Origin of the sequence: Hoeflea phototrophica DFL-43 (assembly GCF_000154705.2) — a bacterium.
In the GTDB taxonomy this organism is placed as follows: domain Bacteria; phylum Pseudomonadota; class Alphaproteobacteria; order Rhizobiales; family Rhizobiaceae; genus Hoeflea; species Hoeflea phototrophica.
Map to the genome: position 1 here is coordinate 3,934,992 of NZ_CM002917.1, position 16,051 is coordinate 3,951,042.

Annotated in this window: 13 protein-coding genes; 3 read left to right on the forward strand and 10 right to left on the reverse strand. The window is 59.7% G+C overall.

The features are described from left to right. Positions 1-20: 20 nt before the first annotated feature. Positions 21-1,025, forward strand: coding sequence for a 4-hydroxyproline epimerase (locus tag HPDFL43_RS18605; RefSeq protein WP_007198955.1), 1,005 nt, complete (start codon positions 21-23; stop codon positions 1,023-1,025). Between the two features lie 8 nt (positions 1,026-1,033). Here the strand turns inward: HPDFL43_RS18605 and HPDFL43_RS18610 are convergent, their stop codons facing one another. The 5 genes from HPDFL43_RS18610 to HPDFL43_RS18630 all read right to left on the reverse strand — a co-directional run bounded on the left by HPDFL43_RS18610 (position 1,034) and on the right by HPDFL43_RS18630 (position 7,151). After that, positions 1,034-2,392: a GH1 family beta-glucosidase gene (locus HPDFL43_RS18610; protein ID WP_040450534.1), complete on the reverse strand. Its 1,359-nt coding sequence runs from the start codon at positions 2,390-2,392 to the stop codon at positions 1,034-1,036. Between the two features lie 35 nt (positions 2,393-2,427). Beyond that, positions 2,428-3,228, reverse strand: a complete 801-nt coding sequence (gene pcaD / locus HPDFL43_RS18615) for a 3-oxoadipate enol-lactonase (protein ID WP_007198957.1) — start codon at positions 3,226-3,228, stop codon at positions 2,428-2,430. 90 nt (positions 3,229-3,318) lie between these two features. Next, positions 3,319-4,629, reverse strand: coding sequence for a xylose isomerase (gene xylA / locus HPDFL43_RS18620; protein WP_007198958.1), 1,311 nt, complete (start codon positions 4,627-4,629; stop codon positions 3,319-3,321). Beyond that, positions 4,626-6,080 (reverse strand): xylulokinase, encoded by a 1,455-nt coding sequence (gene xylB, locus HPDFL43_RS18625; protein WP_007198959.1) that lies wholly within the window; start codon positions 6,078-6,080, stop codon positions 4,626-4,628. The genes xylA and xylB overlap by 4 nt, the downstream gene beginning before the upstream one ends. 48 nt (positions 6,081-6,128) lie before the next feature. After that, the gene (locus HPDFL43_RS18630; protein ID WP_040449337.1) at positions 6,129-7,151 is read right to left on the reverse strand and encodes a LacI family DNA-binding transcriptional regulator; all 1,023 of its coding nucleotides are present in this window, start codon (positions 7,149-7,151) and stop codon (positions 6,129-6,131) included. A gap of 270 nt (positions 7,152-7,421) precedes the next feature. Between HPDFL43_RS18630 and gltX the strand changes: the two genes are divergently transcribed. Both gltX and lysS read left to right on the forward strand, forming a co-directional pair. Next, positions 7,422-8,879, forward strand: a complete 1,458-nt coding sequence (gene gltX, locus HPDFL43_RS18635) for a glutamate--tRNA ligase (protein WP_007198961.1) — start codon at positions 7,422-7,424, stop codon at positions 8,877-8,879. A gap of 48 nt (positions 8,880-8,927) precedes the next feature. Continuing rightward, a complete protein-coding gene (gene lysS, locus HPDFL43_RS18640) occupies positions 8,928-10,424 on the forward strand; it encodes a lysine--tRNA ligase (RefSeq protein ID WP_007198962.1) in 1,497 nt (498 codons plus the stop codon). Between the two features lie 93 nt (positions 10,425-10,517). Here the strand turns inward: lysS and HPDFL43_RS18645 are convergent, their stop codons facing one another. The 5 genes from HPDFL43_RS18645 to HPDFL43_RS18665 all read right to left on the reverse strand — a co-directional run bounded on the left by HPDFL43_RS18645 (position 10,518) and on the right by HPDFL43_RS18665 (position 15,999). Continuing rightward, entirely contained in the window at positions 10,518-11,138 is a 621-nt protein-coding gene (locus tag HPDFL43_RS18645) for a hypothetical protein (protein ID WP_007198963.1), read from the reverse strand. 96 nt (positions 11,139-11,234) lie between these two features. Continuing rightward, a complete protein-coding gene (locus HPDFL43_RS18650) occupies positions 11,235-12,542 on the reverse strand; it encodes an amidohydrolase family protein (protein ID WP_007198964.1) in 1,308 nt (435 codons plus the stop codon). Then, positions 12,539-13,483, reverse strand: a complete 945-nt coding sequence (locus HPDFL43_RS18655; RefSeq protein ID WP_007198965.1) for an ABC transporter permease — start codon at positions 13,481-13,483, stop codon at positions 12,539-12,541. Before HPDFL43_RS18655 ends, HPDFL43_RS18650 begins: the two co-directional genes overlap by 4 nt. 1 nt (position 13,484) lies before the next feature. Continuing rightward, positions 13,485-14,534: an ABC transporter permease gene (locus tag HPDFL43_RS18660; protein ID WP_040450535.1), complete on the reverse strand. Its 1,050-nt coding sequence runs from the start codon at positions 14,532-14,534 to the stop codon at positions 13,485-13,487. Beyond that, entirely contained in the window at positions 14,524-15,999 is a 1,476-nt protein-coding gene (locus HPDFL43_RS18665; RefSeq protein ID WP_425348862.1) for an ABC transporter ATP-binding protein, read from the reverse strand. The genes HPDFL43_RS18660 and HPDFL43_RS18665 overlap by 11 nt, the downstream gene beginning before the upstream one ends. Positions 16,000-16,051: the final 52 nt, after the last annotated feature.

Consider the following 16,051-nt stretch of genomic DNA (forward strand, 5'->3'; position numbering starts at 1 on the left):
GATCCGCTCCGGAGCATCCAATGGCACGCAACCGCTTCTTTTGCATTGACGGACACACCTGCGGCAACCCGGTGCGCGTTGTCACCCGCGGTGCACCCGGTCTCGACGGCACCACCATGCTCGAGCGCCGCGCGCATTTTCTGGCAGATTATGACTGGATCCGCACCGGCTTGATGTTCGAGCCCAGAGGCCACGACATGATGTCCGGCGCAATTCTCTATCCAAGCACACGCGATGATTGTGACATCGCCTTTCTGTTCATCGAAACCTCAGGCTGCCTGCCAATGTGCGGCCATGGCACCATCGGCACAGTGACCATGGCGATCGAGAACGGTCTGGTGAACCCACGCGAACCCGGCGTTCTGGCCATCGACACGCCGGCCGGGCGTATCGTCGCCCGGTACCGCCTGGAAGGCCGTAAGGTGACCGAGGTACGGCTGACCAATGTGCCTGCGTTCCTGCACTCGACCGGCATCCAGACCCATTGCGAAGGACTGGGCGACATCACCGTTGATGTGGCCTATGGCGGAAACTTCTATGCGATCGTCGACCCGCAGGAAAATTTCAAAGACATGGCCGACTTCACGGCCGCAGATCTTGTGCGGATGAGCCCCGGATTGCGCGACCGGCTCAATGCCGAAAACAGTTTTGCCCATCCCGAAAAGCCCGAGATCAAGGGTTTGAGCCACATTTTGTGGACCGGCGCGCCAACCAAACCGGAAGCCCATGCCCGCAACGCCGTCTTCTATGGAGACAAGGCCATCGACCGCTCACCCTGTGGCACCGGCACCTCGGCGCGCATGGCGCAATGGGCCGCCAAAGGTCACCTGAAACCCGGTGACGATTTTGTCCATGAGAGCATTATCGGATCGCTGTTCCACGGACATGTTGAAGCAACCGCGGAGGTTGGCGGCAAGCCCGCAATAATTCCCTCGATTGCCGGCTGGGCGGTGGAAACCGGTCTCAACACCATCACAATCGACGATGAGGAAGACCCCTTCGCCCACGGCTTCGTGGTCCGCTGACAGCCCAGTCAGGCTGCGTGGGCTGCGAGCAGCGATGTGTACCAGTGGCCCGACTGCTTGATCGTGCGGACTTGCGTCTCATAATCCACATGGATCAGCCCGAAACGCATCGAATAGCCTTCGGCCCATTCGAAATTGTCCATCAGGCTCCAGGCAAAATAGCCCTTGAGCGGATAGCCTTCTGCAATGAGATCAGCGGCGACACCCAGATGTGACGTCAGGTATTCAACCCGCATCACATCGCTGACTGCACCATTTTCAACCTCAGTATTGTCAGCAGCGCCGTTCTCGGTGATGAAGAATTCGGGGAGCTGATACCGGCCATAGAGATACTTCACCACATGCGAGAGACCAGCAGGCTCGATCTCCCAACCGATGTCAGTCTTCTCGGGCTGGACTGGCGGAGCAGAGCCGGCGTGCGGGAACGGTGAGCTGGGATCATCCTTCACCCGCATCGGAGTGTAGTAGTTGAGGCCCCAGAAATCGAGCGGCTGATTGATGACCTCAAGGTCGCACGGCTGGATGTTCCGGGAAAGATCCGGACAGCCATCGAGCAACGCTGAAGGGTATGCCCCTTCAAACACCGGACCGAAGAACGCGCCATTGTGAAAATCATTTGCCCTTTCAGCCGCACCGCGATCCGCGGCGCTGTCGCTGGCCGGCAACACGCTCATCGGGTTGAGCACCAGACCAACCGAAAGTTCCGGTCGTTCGGACCGGATTGCCTGAACACCCAAACCATGAGCCAGATTAGTCACATGGAGTGCTGCCATTGCAGCCTCAATTGACCGCTCGCCTGGCGCATGGACGCCCATGAGGTGGCCCATATAGACCGAGCACCAAGGCTCGTTGAAGGTCACGATTGTGTCAAGCCTGTCGCCAAGCCGTGCCGTTACGAGGCTTGCATAGTCGGCGAAAATGCGTGCGGTATCCCGGTCCGTCCAGCCGCCCCTGCCCATCAGCGCCAGCGGAAGGTCCCAGTGGTACAGGGTGGCAAACGCCTTGACGCCGCGGGACTGCAGCCCATCAAGCAAGCGGTCATAGAAGCCGATTCCGGTTTCATTCACCGCTCCGGCGCCGTCAGGAAGTATCCGTGGCCAGGCAATCGAAAACCGGTAGGCAGCCACACCAAGCTCCGTCATCAGATCAAGATCAGCCTCAAGCTTGTGATAGTGATCGCACGCCACATCACCCGTGTCGCCGCCCTTGACCCGTCCCGGCATGTGCGAAAACGCGTCCCAGATGGAAGCCTTGCGGCCATCAGCTTGAGCCGCACCTTCAATCTGGAAGGATGCTGTGGCGGTTCCAAAAAGAAAATCCGCTGGAAACCGGGCCGCCAACGCCTTCGGTGATGGTCCTATTGCCATGCCGCTCTCACCATTCCTGTATTTCGGAGTGCCGCTCATTCCGGCCGGTTCAGCCGATCAACAAATGACTTGATCACATCGGTAAGCACGACCGGCTGCTCAATACAGGGGAGATGCGCCGCACCCGGGATTTCCTGGTACATCGCGCCCGGAATCAACCGGGCCAGCTCACCCACCAGTGACGGCGGGGTTGATCCGTCCTGATCACCAACCACACAGATGGTCGGCACTTCGAGCGCAGCACTTGACTGGGTGAAATCACTGTCGCGGATCGCGGCACACGTGCCGGTGTAGCCTTCAAGCGGCGTCCGTTCAAGCATCATACGGTAGCCGACAAACTCCGCATTGTCTGCGCTGCGATACTCCGGCGTGAACCAGCGTTCGAGAATCATATCGGAGATCCCGTCGATACCCTGTTCGTTGATGGCCGCTATCCGGGCATCCCACATCTCCGGCGTGCCGATCTTGTGGCCTGTGTCGCAAAGGATCAGCGCACGCACCAGATCCGGCCGTTTGGCAGCCAATCCTTGCGCAATCATCCCCCCCACCGACAATCCGCAAACAATTGCATTCCGAGTTTCAAAATGATCGAGCAAGGCCGCCAGGTCATTGATATGATCGTCCATTGTGATGGGTGTATTGCCGGACTCGGAAAGGCCGTGTCCACGTTTATCGTACATCAGGATCCCGAAGTCACCGACCATGCGCACGATCACATCGCGCCAAATGCGGAAATCGGTTCCCAGCGAGTTGGCGAACACGATGGTCGGGCACTCGGGCGCAGCGCCGATCACCTGATGGTGGATAACAACGCCGTTCAGGCGAGCAAATTGCATATCGATTTTCCCTTGCGGCTCGAGCCGATTTCGCAGCGTCCGTTTACGTCAGCGTTGCCGCTGACGCAAACCTGGTCGGCGCCGCTTTGGTCAGACATAGCGGTTGACCACATTCTCAAGCCATTCCTGCTTGCCGGATCTTGGCGATGGATCCAGGTCTGAGGCTTCAACCTTGGCAGCGATCTGCTCGAGTGTCATGGAACCGTTGAGCATGCCCTGGGCCTCGCTGCTGTTCCAGCCGGAATAGCGCGCCTCGACAAAACCCGAAAGCACCTCTTCCTCAACCATCTTCGCCGCCGCTTTCAAGCCGCGGGCGCAGCAATCCATTCCCCCGATATGAGCGATGAGCAGGTCTTCAGGATCAATGGACTGACGGCGCAGCTTGGCGTCGAAATTCGTGCCTCCTGTGGTGAAGCCGCCCGCCAACAGGACCTGGTAATAGGCCAGCGCCATTTCCGGCACATTGTTGGGGAACTGGTCCGTATCCCAACCCGACTGGTAATCATTGCGGTTCATGTCTATCGAGCCGAAAATCCCCAGTGCCCGGGCTGTCGCAAGTTCGTGTTCGAAGGAATGGCCGGCCAGAATCGCGTGACCCTGCTCGATATTGACCCGCACTTCGTTCTCAAGCCCGTAACGCTTGAGGAAGCCATAGACGGTGGCAACATCGTAATCATACTGATGCTTGGTCGGCTCCTGCGGCTTTGGCTCGATCAGGATGGTGCCCTCAAACCCGATCTTGTGCTTGTAATCGACCACTAGATTGAGAAACCGGCCCATCTGGTCCAGTTCGCGCGCCATATCGGTGTTGAGCAAGGTCTCATAGCCTTCGCGGCCACCCCACAAGACGTAATTCTCACCATTGAGGCGCTTCGTGACGTCCATGCAGGCCTTCACCGTGGCCCCTGCATAGGCAAAGACATCCGGGTCCGGGTTGGTGGCAGCACCCGACATGAAGCGGCGATGCGAAAACAGGTTGGCTGTCCCCCACAGAAGCTTGACGCCGGTTTGCTCCATTTTTGTTCCGAAATAGTCGGCAATCTCTTCGAGATTTCTGCGGCTCTCCGCAAAATTCGCACCTTCGGGCCTGACATCGAAATCATGGAAACAGAAATAGGGCGCCTTCAGCAGCGAGAACATTTCGAAGGCGACATCGGCCTTGAGCCGCGCCAGGTCCATCGTGTCGCCGAACCAGGGCCGCTCAAAGGTCTGACCGCCGAAGGGATCACCACCCGGCCAGACGAAATTATGCCAATAGCAGACAGCAAACCGCAGATGGTCTTCCATACGCTTTCCGGCAACGATCTCATCCGGGTTGTAGTGGCGGAAAGCCAGTGAATTGCGGCTCTCTGGCCCCTCATAATCAATGGACGTGATGTCGCCGAAAAAGCCGGTGGTCATGATAATGCTCCTTTGATAGCCGGATAGAGGGCGCGATAGCGCTGATAGGCCTCGTCAAAGGCCGCCGCGTGATCGCGATTTGGGTTGATGCTTCGCTGTGTCGCCGGTGCTGTGCAGACTGAAAACGGATCGGCGTTCTCCGCCGCGATCAGGCCGAGCCGGGCTGCCCCGAAAGCTGCACCGAAATCGCCGCTTTCGGGAATGTCCACCGGCAGTCCGAGCACCGTGGCGAGAACCTCGAGCCAGTAGATGGACCGCGATCCTCCTCCGATGGCGGTGACACGCTCAAGCCGTGTTCCGGCCTGGGCCAGCGCCGCGAGGCTGTCTCGGAAGGCGAATGCCACCCCTTCGACAACGGCGCGCGTCAGAGCTGCACGGTCGGATTCGTGGCCCAGCCCGGTAAAACTGCCGCGAATGGAGGCGTCGTTGTGCGGCGTCCGTTCGCCCGATAGGTAAGGCAGGAACATCACAGATCCCGGCGCCACAAGCGTCTCGCCAAGGTCGGCAGTCATTTGCGCCGGTTTGCTCGAAGTCACACTGGAGAGCCAGTTGAGCGAGTCGGTCGCCGACAGGATGACCCCCATCTGATGCCAGGTCCCGGGAAGCGCATGACAGAAGGCATGCACTGCACTGTCCGGATTGGGCAGATAGCGGTTGTTCGCGGCAAACAGCACGCCCGACGTGCCCAGTGAGGCAAAAGCGTGACCGTCTCCGATCGTGCCCATTCCGCAGGCCGAAGCCGCATTGTCGCCTGCACCACCGGCGATCGGGATGCCGGCGGGGAGACCGAGCTCTGCGGCAAGTTCAGCCCGCAGGCTTCCACCACGCTCGGAGCCTTCCACAAGAGCCGGCATCTGCGCGCGCTCAAGCCCTGTGGCCGCAAGCAGATCATCGCTCCAGTCGCGCTTGCCGACATCAAGCCAGGATGTGCCGGATGAATCCGACATCTCGGAGATGGCCTCGCCACAAAGCCAGAGTCTGAGATAGTCCTTGGGCAGAAGCACCTTGGAAACACGCGCGAAATTGTCAGACTCCTGTGCTTCCATCCATTTAAGCTTCGGCGCGGTGAACCCCGGAAACACGATGTTGCCAGTCAATTGCCTGAAATTCGGGTCAGCATCGAGAAGCGCGGCCTGAGCATAGCTGCGCGTGTCATTCCAAAGAATGCAGGGCCGGATCGGTTTTCCCGCCTCATCAATGGCCGTGGCGCCATGCATGTGCCCTGACAATCCGATGCCGCGGAGCTTGGAGAGCTCTGCGCCATGGCTCTTGGCGAGAAGCCCGATCGCTGTCCGCGTCGCCGAAATCCAGCTCTCCGGATCCTGTTCCGACCAACCCGGATGCGGCCGCTCAACGGTCAGGCCGGCGCTGGCCGAGCCGACAATGGCTTGCGTATCGTCAATCAACAGCGCCTTGACGGAAGAGGTTCCGAGATCAAGTCCGAGATACATAAAGGTCCGTCCTTTCCTGGGCTGCGCCCATCGGCGTCAGGTCAAATTTCATGGCAAATTGTCCTTGAGAAAAATGTCGAGTCGGATGCGTTCCTGGGCGTCAAGAGGATCAAGTCCGTCAGCCCGTGCTTTAAGAACGCGGATGGCACTGCGCACCTCGTGACCGCAATCCTGATTGAGGATGGCGTCAATCAGTCCCTCGGTGAGTGCGCGGCGTGAAGTCGCGGTCAGCTCATGGACCACGACCGAAAGCTTGCGAGCACCATGCGCAGGTAACGCCTCAATCAGCCCGCTATTGCCGGCGCCGAGATTGTAGACAGCGACAATATCCGGATGGGTTGCCAGCGCCCGGGTGACTTCCCGCTGGACCAGCCCCGCATCATCATTTGTCTCGATCGGGCCAACAGTTTCCAGATTTGGAAACTCCTCCTTGAGAACCTCGGCAAAACCGGCTGCCCGGTCCATGTGGTCAGACAGCGTCATGGATCCCGCCACAACGAGGACCTTGCCTTCCCGGCCCGAACAGAACCGTCCGATCAGTCCGGCAGCCGTCCGGCCGGCAGCAAAATTGTCGATGCCGCAAAAATGTGATCGCCTTGAGCCAGGCAGATCGGAAACCAGCGTCGCGACAGCAACCCCGGCATCTATGAGACGCTCCACCGCGGCCCGAACCTGCGGTGCATCCGCCGCCACCAGGGCAACGCCGGATGTGTTCGCGTGGTCAATTTTGGCGAGCGCACGCTCCAGCGCCACCGGATCCAGTGGTGGCACTGTCTCGATCCGGATCGAGGTCCGCTCGATTGTCGACCGCTCGGCAGCCGCACGGACTTCAGCCTCCAGGTTTCGCATGAAACTGTTGGGGCCGCCCGGCACAATGAAAATCAGCGGATAAAGCCGCCGCTTGGCAAGATTGGCAGCCGCCACATCGCGTACATAGCCCAGGCACTTGATAGCGCCCTCGACCTTCTCGATCGTTTGCCTGCGTACACCGGGCCGATTGTTCAAAACGCGGTCCACGGTCGCAAGGCTGACGCCTGCCACACTGGCAATGTCATGAACGGTCGGCCGCATTGATTTCTCCTCGCGCAACTCATAGATCAGTTTCTGAGGTACGTAAATCAGAAATCCCACATTGCCGCCGGAACCGCCATGCGCCAGCTAGATCCTTGATGTTTCGCAAACCCGCCCAATACTTGACGTCACCGGCACAATATGGCCTAAGGCAGCGCTTGCCGGTCACCGCCCGCGCCGTTCAGGGCTGCAGCGTGGCTGGCTGATTGCCGGGCGCTTTTAGGCGTTGCGGCAAACCACCCAATCGGACCTGAAAGCAGGCATAAAACCATGGCCAACACTGCACCGCGCGTGCGCATCGCACCGTCTCCGACCGGCGAACCGCATGTGGGCACCGCCTATATCGCGTTGTTCAACTATCTGTTCGCCAAAAAGCATGGCGGCACCTTCGTGCTTCGCATCGAAGACACAGACGCGACGCGCTCCACGCTCGAATATGAGCAGAAGGTTCTCGACGCCCTCAAATGGTGCGGGCTTGAATGGTCCGAAGGCCCGGATGTCGGTGGCGCTTACGGCCCCTATCGGCAAAGCGAACGCAAGGACATCTACCGTCCTTACGTCGAAAAGATCGTCGACAACGGACATGGCTTCCGTTGCTTCTGCACACCCCAGCGTCTTGATGAAATGCGCGAGGCACAGCGTGCCGCCGGCAAGCCGCCAAAGTATGACGGCCATTGCCTAAAGCTGACAGCAGAAGAAGTCACCAAGCGTGTTGAATCGGGTGAGCCACATGTCGTGCGCATGAAGATCCCGACCGAAGGCAGCTGCAAGTTTGTCGACGGCGTCTATGGTGCGGTTGAGATCCCCTGGGACGCGGTCGACATGCAGGTGCTGCTCAAGGCCGACGGCATGCCGACCTATCACATGGCCAATGTGGTCGACGATCACCTGATGAAGATCACCCATGTCGCCCGCGGCGAGGAATGGCTGGCCTCGGTCCCCAAGCACATTCTGATTTATCAGTACCTCGGCCTCGAGCCGCCGGTGTTCATGCACCTGTCGCTGATGCGCAATGCCGACAAATCCAAATTGTCCAAACGCAAGAACCCGACCTCGATTCCCTATTATGCAGCTCTGGGCTATCTGCCCGAGGCACTGATGAACTTCCTCGGACTGTTCTTCATCCAGATCGCCGAAGGCGAGGAACTGCTGGATATGGATGAGCTGGTGGAACGGTTCGACCCGGAGAATCTCTCCAAGGCCGGGGCCATTTTCGACATCCAGAAGCTCGACTGGCTCAACGGCCGTTGGCTGCGCGAGAAACTTTCCGAAGAGCAGTTTCTCACCCGCGTACAAAGCTGGGCGATGCAAGACGACCGGCTGATTTCCGGCTTGAGACTGGCGCAGAGCCGGATCCAGACCTTTGGCGATTTGCCCGATCTCACCGGCTTTCTGCTCAAGTCCGATCTCGGGCTGAAGGCCACCAGTTTCGATGGGTTGAAGAAACTCGACTACGACGCCTGCCTTGAGATCATTCGCGAGGTCGCTCCGGCGCTTGAAGCCATGCCCGACTGGACGGCGGAAGCCATTGAGGCCGAACTCCGGGAGTTGTCGGAAAGCTCCGGTCGCAAGCTGCGGGTGATGCTGCCACCGCTGTTTGTCGCCATGAGCGGCTCACCGCGCTCGCTGCCCCTGTTTGATTCCATGGCGATCCTCGGACGCGCGATGGTGCGCCAGCGCCTCAAAGCCGCCGACCAGGTGCTGACCGCAGCAACCAACGCTGCCTAAAACAACACGACGAACGCAACTGACGACCACAAGCGGAAACGATCCGACATGAGCCAGACACCCGAAGACACCGGCCTTTCCTCCGATCAGGCAGAAGTGCGCGCGCAGAAACTCGCCATTCTGCGCCAGACCGTCGCCGAAGTGTATCCGGCACATTTTCATCGCACGCTGACCAACGAAGAGCTGAGCGAGAAATATGAAGGCATCGAGCCGGATACCTTGACCGGTGACATCGTCACCGTGGCGGGCCGGGTCTACTCCTCACGCAACTCGGGCATGTTCATGGACATCCATGACGCCTCCGGCAAGGTTCAGATCTTCAGCCACAAGGACACCACCCCGGAAGCGGCTCGTGAGCTGCTGCCGCTGATCGACCTGGGAGACATCATCGGGGTGACCGGCGAGGTACGCCGCACCAAGCGCGGAGAGCTCACCGTCAACGCCCACGAGATCACGATGCTCACCAAGTCGCTGCTGCCGATGCCTGAAAAATGGCACGGCCTGTCCGACATCGAACTGCGTTACCGCAAGCGTCATCTCGACATTCTGTCCAACGCTGATTCAAAGGTGCGCTTCCAGCAACGCTCGAAGATCGTCTCCGGAATTCGCCGCTTCATGGAAGATGACGGCTTCATGGAAATCGAGACGCCGATGTTGCACTCGGTCTATGGCGGTGCCACGGCCGAACCGTTCAAGACCCACCACAACACGCTCAAGCTCGACATGTTCCTGCGCATTGCTCCGGAGCTTTATCTCAAGCGCGCGCTGGTGTCCGGACTGACCGACAAGGTTTTTGAGGTCAACCGCAATTTCCGCAACGAAGGCGTATCCACCCGGCACAATCCCGAATTCACGATGCTCGAATGCTATTGGGCCTATGCCGATTACGAAGACATCATGGATCTGGTCGAGCGGCTGTTCGAGACGCTGGCTCTCACCATCCACGGCAAGACCGACTTCATGTATGGCGAGACCGAGTTTTCCTTCAAGGGTCCGTTTAAGCGGGTGCCGATGCCCGATGCCGTGAAAGAAGCCACCGGCATCGATTTCCGCGCCATCGACACCGACGAAGCTGCACGCGCGGCAGCAAAGAAAGCCGGTTTTGAAATCGAGGATGACTGGACCTGGGGCGAATGCCTTGCCTTCATCTTTGAAGAGAAGGTTGAGCCAACGCTGATCCAGCCGGCCCATGTGACGCATTTCCCCAAGGACATTTCCCCCTTCGCCAAGGAAGTGCCGGGAGAGCCGCGATTGGTCGAACGGTTCGAGACCTATTGCAACACCTGGGAACTGGGCAATGCGTTCTCCGAGCTCAATGACCCCGAAGAACAGCGCAAGCGCATGGTCGAGCAGTTGGAGCAGGCCCATGCCCGCGGCGAAACCGACAAGCGCCTCGATGACGAGTTTCTCGATGCCATCGATCAGGGAATGCCGCCGGCAGGCGGCTTGGGAATCGGCGTCGACCGGCTGGTTATGCTGTTGACCGACGCGCCCTCGATCCGCGACGTAATCCTGTTTCCGGCACGCAAGACCCGCGCAGATTGATGCATGCCGCGTTGCTGGACCCGGGGCTTCAACAATCGCCCCCGGACAGACCGCGGCAACTCAGCGAAGTGTTTGCCCGCGATTGGCCGCAGATCAATGCCCGGATGATTTTTCGGAAACCGCCTGGGCTTCCTCATCGACAAGGTCGCCGTCGCAGCCTTCGATAAGCTCGAAGTCGTTATCAATGGTTTGAAGATCGGCCAATCGCATGTCGACCCTGGGCCCGAAGTAAAGTCCGCCACTGGTCGGCAATGCATCGATGTATCGCGCCTCCCATGGTTTGCCGGTGGCATACGTCTTGGAGGGGTTCGGCGCATGCGCGATCTCGGCACCAACAACCGGGCCGCGGATCTCCGCCCGTCCGGTCGGACCTTGGTGATCCACAACCTGAACGATAACCAGGTCCGGCTTTGAGGTCTCCACAAGATGGCGCGCAAGTCGCATGCCGATGCGAACACGGTCGGCAGGCTTGACTGCGTCGGTTGATATCACCGCAATCAGCCGTTCTTCCCTGCCACGGCGGAATTCTGATTGATACAGAGTTTTGCAGGAGCTGACGGTTTCCTCGGAGTAACCGGGAAGCAGGTGCGCGGGCGCCAAAACAAGCGCAGCTGTTCCGGACGCACCCAGCACCAGCAAAAAAACGCCCGAAAGCAAAGCCAGCTTTCGTGACATTCGAAACACATGGAAAAGACCGCGCTTCTCAGCAGCCATACCAACAACACCCTTTACGCAAAACTAGATGCTATTGTTTACCCGTATCCGCTTTCTCAAGTGTTAACTTCGGCCAACTGTTTGGTCCAACGGAGCCTATTGCCGTAGCTTCGAGGCCGCGGCCTTCGGAACCTCGAAGCGCCGGTCGATCGCCGCCTCCCGTCCGGGTATGGCGATGTGCATCGGAGAGCGTTCACGCCGCGCGATCACCTTGCCGCGCGCTATGACCATCAACCGGGTTGCACGAAGTCGCACCGCCTCGATCGGGTTGCCGGCGTCGAGTACCACCAGGTCGGCCCGTTTGCCGACCGCGAGGCCATAATCCTTTAGCCCCATGATGTCAGCACTTTCCGTGGTCACCATGTCAAAACAGCGGCGCATGTCTGCAGGGCTTGTCATCTGAGCCACGTGCAACCCCATGAAGGCAACATCAAGCATGTCTGCGGATCCCAGTGGATACCAGGGATCGAGCACGCAATCCTGCCCGAATCCGACCTTGATCCCCTGGGCCAGCATCTCGGGCACACGGGTCATTCCCCGGCGCTTGGGGTAGGTGTCGTGGCGGCCCTGGATGGTGATGTTGATCAGCGGATTGGGGATTGCGGCCACTTGAGCCTCCGCGATCAGCGGCAGCAGTTTGGACACATAATAGTTGTCCATCGAATGCATCGATGTCAGATGCGAACCGGCAACACGGCCCTGCAGGCCAAGCCGCTGGGTCTCATAGGCAAGTTGCTCAATGTGACGGGACATCGGATCGTCGGTCTCGTCGCAATGCATATCAACCATCAGCCCACGCTTGGCGGCAATCTCGCAAAGTTCCGTCACCGAAGCACGGCCATCGGCCATGGTACGCTCGAAATGCGGGATACCACCGACCACATCGACTCCCAGATCCAGCGCCCGGATGGTATTCTCACGCGCATTCGGTGAGCGGTAAAGACCGTCCTGCGGAAACGCCACAAGCTGCAGATCGATATAGTCCGCAACCTGCTTCCTCACCTCAAGCAGCGCTTCCACTGCCAGCAACCGGTCGTCGCAGACATCAACATGGGTGCGGATCGCCAGAAGTCCCATAGAGGCCGCCCAATCGCAATAAGCCAAAGCCCGCTCGATCACCGCCTCATGAGTGAGCAGCGGCTTGAGTTCGCCCCACAGCGCAATCCCTTCAAGCAGTGTGCCGGAAGAATTGATCCGTGGCTGGCCGTAAGACAGGGTCGCATCCATGTGAAAATGCGGATCCACAAACGGCGGCGACACCAGGTTGCCCGACACATCAAGGGTCTCACCGGCTTCAGCTTCGATGTCGGGTGCAATGGCCACGATTGATCCATTTGCTATCGCAATATCAGCTATCGTTCCGTCGGGCAGCACGCCACCCTTGAGCAATGTGTCGAAACTCATCTCTCGCCTTTCTGATAGGGGATCATCAACGCCTTGGGATAGGTCGCCCGCCTGGCGACGACGACCAACGCCACGATGGAGAGCACGAACGGCATCATCAGGAAGATCTGATAGGGAATGACGCCACCGGTAATCTGCTGCAAGCGGATCTGATAGGCATCAAAGGCCGCAAACAGGATCGCACCGATCAGCGCCTTGCCCGGCCGCCAGGAACCGAACACCACCAGCGCGATGGCGATCCACCCACGGCCATTGATCATCTCGAAGAAGAACGAGTTGAATGCCGACATGGTTAGAAACGCCCCGCCGATTGCCATCAACGCCGAGCCCGCCATCACGGCGCCGATCCGTATGGCAGTGACCGAAATGCCCTGGGCCTCTACGGCTGAAGGATTTTCGCCAACCGCACGCACAGCGACGCCCACCGGTGTGCGGTAAAGCACAAAGGCGACAACAGCGACCGTGAGATAGGCGAGATAGGTGAGTGGTGTCTGATTGAACAAGGCCGGACCAAGCACCGGAATGTCCAACAGCAATGGCACTGCGAAGGGTTCGAACGGCTCGATCTTGGGTGGTGAGGACACCTCCGGAAGCAGGATCCGATAGGTGAAATAGGTCAGGCTCGACGCAAGCAGGGTGATGCCAATCCCGGTGACATGCTGCGACAGCCCGAGCGGCACGGTGAGGAACCCGTGCAACAGTCCGAACATCGCCCCGGTCATCGCCGCAACAAACACACCTGTCCAAAGATCTCCGCCCATATAGACGGTGAACCAGCCGGTGAACGCTCCAGCGACCATGATTCCCTCGATCCCGAGATTGAGCACGCCGGCGCGCTCGCAGATCAGTTCTCCCATGGTGGCGAATATCAGCGGCGAGGCGATGCGGATCGCCGCGACCCAGAAGCTGGCAGTGAACAGGATTTCGATGGCTTCTGTCATGTCACCTCCAGCGCACGCGGTAGCGCATCAGCATGATCGCCGTGACCATTGTCAGAAGCGAGGTCGCCACCATCACATCCGCGATGTAGCTCGGCACATTGGCGCTGCGGCTCATAGCGTCGGCACCCACGAAGATCCCCGCCACGAAGATCGCAGCGGCAACGACCCCCAATGGATTGAGCAGCGCCAGCATGGCCACCACGATACCGGTGTAGCCATAGCCCGGCGACAGATCGAGCGTCAGATTGCCCTTGAGCCCCGCCACTTCCGAGAAGCCGGCAAGAGCTGCCAGCCCACCGGACAGAAGCGCCGTCTTGACGATCACGCGATTGACCGGAATGCCTGCGAAGCGTGCCGCTTCCGCATTGTGGCCAACGGCGCGCATCTCATAGCCAAGCACGGTCTTCTTCATGATCACCCACACAATGATCGCCGAGACGATGGCCAGGATGAAACCAAAATGCAGCCGCTTGCCCTGGATCAGCCGGGGCAATTGCGCCTCTTCGATCACCCGCCTGGATTGCGGCCAACCAAGGCCCATCGGGTCCTTGAGGACCCCCTCAAGCAGCATCGAGACAAAAAGGATCACGATGAAATTCAGCAACAGCGTGGTAACCACCTCATCGACGCCAAACCGGGTCTTGAGAATGGCCGGCCCCAGAAGCGCCAGTGCGCCGGTCAGCATGACCACAAAGATGATCAGCGGGATCAGCCCGGCCGAGGGCAGCGTCACCGCCCCGGTGCCCAGAACGACGGTCATCACGGCACCCAGATAGAGCTGCGCCTCGGCGCCGATGTTCCAGAGCCGCGCGCGAAACGCCACCGCCACGGCAAGTCCGGTGAAGATAAGCGGCGTGGCACGGGTCAGCGTTTCCACCAAAGCGAATTGCGACCCGGCGGCGCCCTTGAAGACCAGATAAAACACGGTGATGGGAGAGGCCCCGGCGATCATCACCAGCACCGAGGAAAAGACGACCGTTGCAGCGATCGCAGCCAAGGGCCACAAGACCGTCGCCGTGGCGGAGGTTGCAGCTCTGGGTTCAAGCCGCATGATGTTCGCCTCCATCCAGCCCATGGCCGGCCATCAGTTCTCCCAGTTCCATCACCGAGAGCTGGCCGCGCTCGGAAGGCGGCGAAAGGTGTCCGCGATGAATCACTAGAATGCGGTCCGACAACGTCTGAATCTCGTCGAGATCCTCGGAAATCAAAAGCACTGCCGCACCACGGTCCCGCGCCTCAATCAGCCTTGCATGAACATAGGCGACCGCACCGACATCAAGCCCGCGCGTCGGTTGACTTGCGAGGATGATGTCCGGGTCGCCATCAAGCGCACGCCCGAGGATCAGCTTCTGCATGTTGCCACCCGAAAGCAGCCGCACGCGCGCTTCCGGCGACGGGCATTTGACATCATAGGCCTTGATGATGTCGCTGGCGAAGCCGGCCGCAGCACCCCAGTCCAGAAAGCCGAATTTTGAAAACCGCGGGCTGCGATAGGCTTCCGAAATCACGTTCTCGGCAACGCTCATGTCGCCGATCATGCCAGTCGCATGGCGGTCCTCGGGAATTCGGCCAAGGCCGTTTTCAAGCGCTGCGCGCGGGGACCATTTGCCAGCCGGCCTGCCATGGACGACAATCTCGCCCTCGCCGACTTCGAGCGTGCCGGCGATCAGGGCCGCAAGCGCAGCCTGACCATTGCCGGAAATCCCGGCCAGCCCAGTGATCTCGCCACCAAGCAATTGCATCGAGACATGGTTCAGCCCCGAACCGCCAAGACTGCGGGTCGAAACGGATTTGAGTTCAAACAGGGTCTGGCCGGGGTTGGGCGGACCGACCTCGTTGACCGGCAATTGACCGCCAACCATAAGCTCCGCCAGTTCACGCCTTGTGGCTTGGCTGGTCACGCGCTCGCCTGCGAGCTTGCCACCGCGCAACACCACCACACGGTCTGCGACCGACTGGACTTCGCCCAGCTTGTGAGAAATGAAGATCACCGAAAGACCTGCAGCCACCAGCTTCTTCAGAGTGGCGAACAAAGCTTCCGTTTCCATCGGCGTGAGTACTGCAGTCGGCTCGTCAAGAATGAGGATACGAGCCTCACGGTACAGCGCCTTGAGGATTTCGACCCTCTGCCGTTCGCCCACCGAGAGATCCAGGATTTGCCGGTCCGGATCGACCTCGAGCCCGTAATCCGCCGACAACGCACGGATTCTGGTCCGCGCGGCGGCCTTGCCGAGGCTCAAAGACCAGAGCGGTCTGGTGCCGAGCACGATGTTTTCCAACACACTCATCTGGTCGGCGAGCGTGAAGTGCTGATGCACCATGCCGATACCCGCCGCCAACGCCGCGTTCGGGTCACCTGACGGCAGCGCCTTTCCGAAGGCTTCAATGCTGCCTTCGTCGGCGGTGTAATGGCCGAAAAGGATGTTCATCAGCGTGGTTTTTCCAGCGCCGTTCTCACCCAGAAGCGCCACCACTTCGCCGCGTCCCAGCGACAGTGAAATGGCGTCGTTGGCCACCAGCGGACCAAAGCGCTTGGTAATGCCCGTGAGGCGGAGAACAGTCTCCGCC